Annotated in this window: 6 protein-coding genes; all 6 read left to right on the top strand. The window is 52.6% G+C overall.

All coding sequences use genetic code 11. From position 1 onward, the window contains the following. Positions 1-204: 204 nt before the first annotated feature. The 6 genes from ACWWFX_RS20960 (at position 205) to recO (ending at position 6,255) form a co-directional block, all read left to right on the top strand. A complete protein-coding gene (locus ACWWFX_RS20960) occupies positions 205-789 on the top strand; it encodes a recombinase family protein (protein ID WP_473224694.1) in 585 nt (194 codons plus the stop codon). A gap of 157 nt (positions 790-946) precedes the next feature. Further along, positions 947-2,746 carry a translation elongation factor 4 gene (gene lepA / locus ACWWFX_RS20955; protein ID WP_276223680.1) on the top strand — a complete coding sequence of 600 codons (1,800 nt, stop codon included), beginning with the start codon at positions 947-949 and terminating at the stop codon, positions 2,744-2,746. 16 nt (positions 2,747-2,762) lie between these two features. Further along, complete coding sequence (lepB, locus tag ACWWFX_RS20950) at positions 2,763-3,737, top strand: signal peptidase I (protein WP_456146218.1); 975 nt, start codon at positions 2,763-2,765, stop codon at positions 3,735-3,737. 216 nt (positions 3,738-3,953) lie between these two features. Then, positions 3,954-4,634 carry a ribonuclease III gene (gene rnc, locus ACWWFX_RS20945; protein ID WP_015963393.1) on the top strand — a complete coding sequence of 227 codons (681 nt, stop codon included), beginning with the start codon at positions 3,954-3,956 and terminating at the stop codon, positions 4,632-4,634. Then, positions 4,631-5,536: a GTPase Era gene (era, locus tag ACWWFX_RS20940; RefSeq protein ID WP_276223675.1), complete on the top strand. Its 906-nt coding sequence runs from the start codon at positions 4,631-4,633 to the stop codon at positions 5,534-5,536. Before rnc ends, era begins: the two co-directional genes overlap by 4 nt. An 11-nt stretch (positions 5,537-5,547) precedes the next feature. Then, positions 5,548-6,255: a DNA repair protein RecO gene (gene recO / locus ACWWFX_RS20935; protein ID WP_456146216.1), complete on the top strand. Its 708-nt coding sequence runs from the start codon at positions 5,548-5,550 to the stop codon at positions 6,253-6,255. The last annotated feature ends 44 nt before the right edge of the window (positions 6,256-6,299 follow it).

Genomic DNA, 6,299 nt, shown 5'->3' with positions numbered 1-6,299 from the left:
AACATATTTGTAATCGTGTCTGAATAAGGTGCTGTTGGCAGCGTGGAACCTAGCCCAAAATCCCCCACCGATAGGATATAGCCGGAAGCGCTTAAGACATCTCTTGTAGCACTACTTCCTAAACCGACGTTTTATAGGTTGCCGATTTGGAGCATGATCGATACCGTCGCAAGATTTTTGGAAGAAAAAAAGCGGTGAAAAAACATGCAAATTGGCTATGTCAGGGTGTCAACAAATGACCAAAACACAGACCTTCAAAGAAATGCTTTAGAACGAGCAGGATGTGAGCAGATATTTGAAGAAAAAATGAGCGGAACGGTCGCTAACCGACCTGCACTGAAAAAGCTACTCCGAACCCTCAGTGAGGGTGATACCCTGGTGGTGTGGAAACTTGACCGCCTGGGGCGGAGCATGCGGAACCTGGTACTGCTGGTAGACGAGCTACGCAAGCGCGGGATTCACTTTAAGAGCCTAACAGACAGCATTGATACTTCTAGCCCGATGGGGAGGTTTATCTTCCACATAATGTCTGCGCTGGCTGAAATGGAACGTGAATTAATTGTCGAGCGTACCCGGGCAGGCTTAGCTGCTGCGAGAGCGAAAGGGCGTATTGGTGGGCGGCGTCCAAAGTTAACCCCAGAACAATGGGCCCAAGCCGGACGTTTGATTGAAAATGGTGTTGACCGTAAACAGGTAGCGATTATCTATGACGTTGCTGTTTGTACACTTTATAAAAAGTTTCCAGTGGGGAACCCGATGAACTTTACAAATGAAGGGGTGTCTTCATAGGTCTACCTTTTGTTAAACGTTGGATCGCTTGCTGACGACTGAAGCACTACAGTGTAATATGCACGCCAATGCACGGACAGGTAGGTTTTCCAATGTGTCCACCGATGTGTCCATTAAATAAATAACGAGACGCAATAGGGTTAAAAAATCCTTTAATATGAAGAATATACGTAACTTTTCGATCATTGCACATATCGACCACGGTAAGTCGACGCTGTCTGACCGTATCATCCAGATTTGCGGTGGCCTTTCTGATCGTGAAATGGAAGCCCAGGTTCTCGACTCGATGGATCTGGAACGCGAACGCGGCATTACCATTAAAGCGCAGAGCGTCACCCTGGACTTTAAATCAGCTGATGGCGAAACCTATCAACTGAACTTTATCGACACCCCTGGTCACGTCGACTTCTCCTACGAAGTTTCCCGTTCTCTGGCGGCCTGTGAAGGCGCACTGCTGGTGGTTGACGCCGGGCAGGGCGTAGAGGCGCAAACCCTGGCGAACTGCTACACCGCCATGGAAATGGACCTGGAAGTGGTTCCGGTTCTGAACAAAATCGACCTCCCGGCAGCCGATCCTGAGCGCGTGGCGGAAGAAATTGAAGATATCGTCGGTATCGACGCGGCGGACGCTGTACGTTGCTCAGCGAAAACCGGCGTGGGCGTAACCGAAGTTCTGGAACGTCTGGTGCGCGATATTCCGCCGCCGGAAGGCGATCCGGAAGGACCGTTGCAGGCGCTGATCATCGACTCCTGGTTCGATAACTACCTGGGCGTGGTCTCGCTGGTGCGTATTAAAAACGGCACCATGCGTAAAGGCGATAAAATCAAAGTGATGAGCACCGGCCAGGTCTATAACGCCGACCGTCTGGGCATCTTCACCCCGAAACAGGTTGACCGTACCGAGCTGAAATGCGGCGAGGTGGGTTGGCTGGTGTGCGCCATTAAAGACATTCTGGGCGCTCCGGTTGGCGATACGCTGACCCAGGCGCGTAACCCGGCTGACAAAGCGCTGCCAGGCTTTAAAAAAGTCAAACCGCAGGTTTATGCGGGCCTGTTCCCGGTAAGCTCTGACGATTACGAAAACTTCCGCGATGCGCTGGGCAAACTGAGCCTGAACGACGCCTCCCTGTTCTACGAGCCGGAAAGCTCTACCGCGCTGGGCTTCGGCTTCCGCTGTGGCTTCCTCGGTCTGCTGCACATGGAGATCATTCAGGAACGTCTGGAACGTGAATACGATCTGGATCTCATCACCACCGCGCCGACCGTAGTCTACGAAGTCGAGACCACTAACAAAGAGGTCATCTACGTCGACAGCCCGTCCAAGCTGCCGCCGCTGAATAACATCGCGGAGCTGCGTGAGCCGATTGCCGAGTGTCATATGCTGCTGCCGCAAGAGTTTCTGGGCAACGTTATCACCCTGTGTATCGAAAAACGCGGTGTGCAGACCAACATGGTTTACCACGGTAAACAGGTTGCGCTGACCTACGAAATCCCGATGGCGGAAGTGGTGCTCGACTTCTTCGACCGGCTGAAGTCAACATCTCGCGGCTATGCGTCGCTGGATTACAACTTCAAACGCTTCCAGGCGTCTAACATGGTGCGTGTTGATGTTCTTATCAACAGCGATCGCGTCGATGCGCTGGCGCTGATCACCCACAACGACAATGCGCCGTACCGTGGTCGTGAGCTGGTTGAGAAGATGAAAGAGCTGATCCCGCGTCAGCAGTTTGATATCGCGATTCAGGCGGCCATTGGCAACCACATTATCGCGCGTTCTACGGTGAAACAGTTGCGTAAAAACGTGCTGGCGAAATGCTACGGCGGTGACGTCAGCCGTAAGAAAAAACTGCTGCAAAAACAGAAAGACGGTAAAAAACGCATGAAGCAGGTCGGTAACGTTGAACTGCCGCAGGAAGCGTTCCTCGCCATTCTGCACGTCGGTAAAGACGGTAAATAATTCTTAAGGAGTTGGCATGGCGAATATGTTTGCCCTGATTCTGGTGATTGCCACACTGGTTACGGGCCTTTTGTGGTGCGTTGATAAATTTATCTTCGCGCCCAAACGTCGGGAACGTCAGGCTGCGGCGCAGGTCGCAACCGGAGATGCGCTGGACAAAAAAACGCTGAAAAAAGTGGGCCCGAAACCGGGCTGGCTGGAAACTGGCGCGTCCGTATTTCCGGTGCTGGCGATTGTGCTCATCGTGCGTTCTTTTATTTATGAGCCGTTCCAGATCCCATCCGGTTCAATGATGCCGACGCTGTTAATTGGTGATTTTATCCTCGTGGAAAAATTCGCCTATGGCATCAAAGATCCTATTTACCAGAAAACGATTATCGAAACAGGTCACCCGAAACGTGGCGACATCGTGGTCTTTAAATATCCGGAAGATCCGCGCCTTGATTACATCAAACGCGCGGTAGGTCTGCCGGGTGATAAAGTGAGCTACGATCCGATCAGCAAAGAAGTCACTATTCAACCAAACTGCAGTTCAGGTCAGGCTTGCGGTAACGCGCTGCCGGTCACCTACTCGAACGTTGAACCGAGCGATTTCGTGCAGACCTTTGCCCGTCGTAACGGCGGTGAAGCGACCAGCGGTTTCTTTGAATTGCCGAAAGGCGAAACCAAAGAAAATGGCATTCGCCTGACCGAACGTCAGGAGACGCTGGGCGAGGTAAATCACCGTATTCTGACCGTGCCAATCGCACAGGATCAGGTCGGCATGTACTATCGCCAGTCTGGTTTACAGCCGGCTACGTGGATTGTGCCGCCGGGTCATTACTTCATGATGGGTGATAACCGCGACAACAGCGCCGACAGCCGTTACTGGGGCTTCGTGCCGGAAGCGAACCTGGTCGGGAAGGCGACGGCCATCTGGATGAGCTTCGAAAAACAGGAAGGTGAATGGCCGACCGGCGTACGTTTAAGCCGTATTGGTGGTATCCACTAATCCTTGTCAGACCTATGCGGGGGCATTAGTGCCTCCGCATAAATTATTTAGCAGTTAAATCTCTCCAAACTAACGACATCCCTTGTCGTTGCGTATAGAATATCCCCCCGAAGTTACACATGTCTTTCTTAATAGACACGGCACACGAAACCGTATTGGTGCTTTCAGATCTGTTTCGTGTGCTGAATTTTTGACGCATTCATTTATTGGTATCGCATGAACCCCATCGTAATTAATCGGCTTCAACGGAAGCTGGGCTACACTTTTGTTCATCAGGAGTTGTTGCAACAGGCATTAACCCATCGCAGTGCCAGCAGCAAACATAACGAGCGCTTAGAATTTCTGGGCGATTCCATTTTAAGCTACGTGATCGCTAACGCCCTTTATCACCGTTTCCCGCGTGTGGATGAAGGCGATATGAGCCGTATGCGTGCGACGCTGGTTCGTGGAAATACACTGGCAGAAATTGCCCGTGAATTTGAACTGGGCGAATGCTTGCGTTTAGGGCCGGGCGAGCTGAAAAGTGGCGGCTTCCGTCGCGAATCTATCCTCGCGGATACGGTTGAAGCGTTGATTGGCGGGGTGTTCCTCGACAGCGATATTCAGAATGTCGAGAAGTTAATCCTCTCCTGGTATCAAACGCGTCTGGACGAAATCAGCCCAGGCGATAAACAGAAAGATCCAAAAACACGCTTGCAGGAGTATCTGCAAGGCCGCCATCTGCCGCTGCCATCTTATCTGGTAGTGCAGGTGCGTGGGGAAGCACACGATCAGGAATTTACTATCCACTGCCAGGTTAGCGGCCTGAGTGAACCGGTGGTTGGCACAGGTTCCAGCCGTCGCAAGGCGGAGCAGGCTGCCGCCGAACAGGCGTTGAAAAAACTGGAGCTGGAATGAACGAAGACAAAACTTACTGCGGATTTATCGCCATCGTCGGTCGCCCGAACGTAGGCAAATCTACCCTGCTGAACAATCTGCTTGGGCAGAAAATTTCCATTACCTCGCGCAAAGCGCAGACCACCCGTCACCGCATCGTCGGTATTCATACGGAAGGCGCGTATCAGGCAATCTATGTTGATACCCCGGGCCTGCATATGGAAGAAAAACGCGCCATCAACCGCCTGATGAACAAAGCGGCGAGCAGCTCCATCGGTGACGTTGAGCTGGTTATTTTTGTTGTCGAAGGCACCCGCTGGACGCCGGACGACGAAATGGTGCTTAACAAACTGCGCGAAGGCAAAGCGCCGGTGATTCTGGCCGTAAACAAAGTCGATAACGTGCAGGAAAAAGCAGATCTTCTGCCGCACCTGCAGTTCCTCGGCAGCCAGATGAACTTCCTCGACATCGTACCGATGTCTGCGGAAACCGGGCTGAACGTCGACACCATCGCCGGGATCGTACGTAAACATCTGCCGGAAGCGATTCATCACTTCCCGGAAGATTACATCACCGACCGTTCTCAGCGTTTTATGGCGTCTGAAATCATCCGTGAAAAGCTGATGCGTTTCCTGGGCGAAGAACTGCCGTATTCTGTTACCGTGGAAATCGAACGGTTCGTGACTAACGAGCGCGGCGGTTACGACATCAACGGCCTGATCCTCGTTGAGCGTGACGGGCAGAAGAAGATGGTGATTGGTAACAAAGGTTCCAAAATCAAAACCATCGGTATCGAAGCCCGTAAAGACATGCAGGAAATGTTCGAAGCCCCGGTTCACCTGGAACTGTGGGTGAAAGTGAAATCCGGCTGGGCTGATGACGAGCGCGCGCTGCGTAGTCTTGGTTACGGCGACGATCTCTAAGAGCACACTCGGTGGAAGGCTGGCAGCGCGCATTCGTCCTGCATAGTCGCCCCTGGAGCGAAACCAGCCTGATGCTGGACGTCTTCACGGAAGAGTCGGGTCGCGTGCGCCTTGTTGCCAAAGGCGCACGTTCCAAACGTTCCAATCTGAAAGGCGCACTTCAGCCTTTTACCCCCCTGTTAGTTCGCTTTGGCGGGCGCGGTGAAGTCAAAACCCTGCGCAGCGCGGAAGCCGTGTCGCTGGCGCTCCCCCTGAGCGGCATTACGCTTTACAGCGGCCTTTACGTTAACGAACTCATTTCCCGCGTGCTGGAGCACGAAACTCGTTTCTCTGAACTCTTCTTCGATTACCTGCACTGCATTCAGGCGTTGGCGGGCACCTCCGGTTCGCCCGAACCCGCGCTACGTCGTTTTGAGCTGGCGCTGCTGGGGCATCTGGGATACGGCGTCGATTTCCTGCACTGCGCGGGAAGCGGCGAGGAAGTGGATGACACGATGACCTATCGCTATCGTGAAGAAAAAGGCTTTATTGCCAGCGTGGTGATTGATAACTACACCTTTACCGGCCATCACCTTAAAGCGCTGGCCAGCCGCGAGTTTCCGGATGTGGATTCGCTGCGTGCCGCAAAACGCTTTACCCGTATGGCGCTGAAGCCGTATCTTGGTGGCAAACCGCTAAAAAGCCGGGAATTATTCAGGCAGTTTTTGCCGAAAAAATAAACGTTCACTTTCACGATGAGAGTGAAAAAACGAGCATCGATTTA

The organism is Pseudocitrobacter sp. 2023LY-00077 (genome assembly GCF_055796175.1).
Note: the sequence above shows the minus strand (reverse complement) of the source record. Positions and strands in the feature narration are given on the sequence as shown.

Bases quoted from the DNA above. Each gene is read 5' to 3' on its own strand.
- ACWWFX_RS20960 (WP_473224694.1), top strand. From the start codon at position 205: ATGCAAATTGGCTATGTCAGGGTGTCAACAAATGACCAAAACACAGAC.
- lepA (WP_276223680.1), top strand. From the start codon at position 947: ATGAAGAATATACGTAACTTTTCGATCATTGCACATATCGACCACGGT.
- lepB (WP_456146218.1), top strand. From the start codon at position 2,763: ATGGCGAATATGTTTGCCCTGATTCTGGTGATTGCCACACTGGTTACG.
- rnc (WP_015963393.1), top strand. From the start codon at position 3,954: ATGAACCCCATCGTAATTAATCGGCTTCAACGGAAGCTGGGCTACACT.
- era (WP_276223675.1), top strand. From the start codon at position 4,631: ATGAACGAAGACAAAACTTACTGCGGATTTATCGCCATCGTCGGTCGC.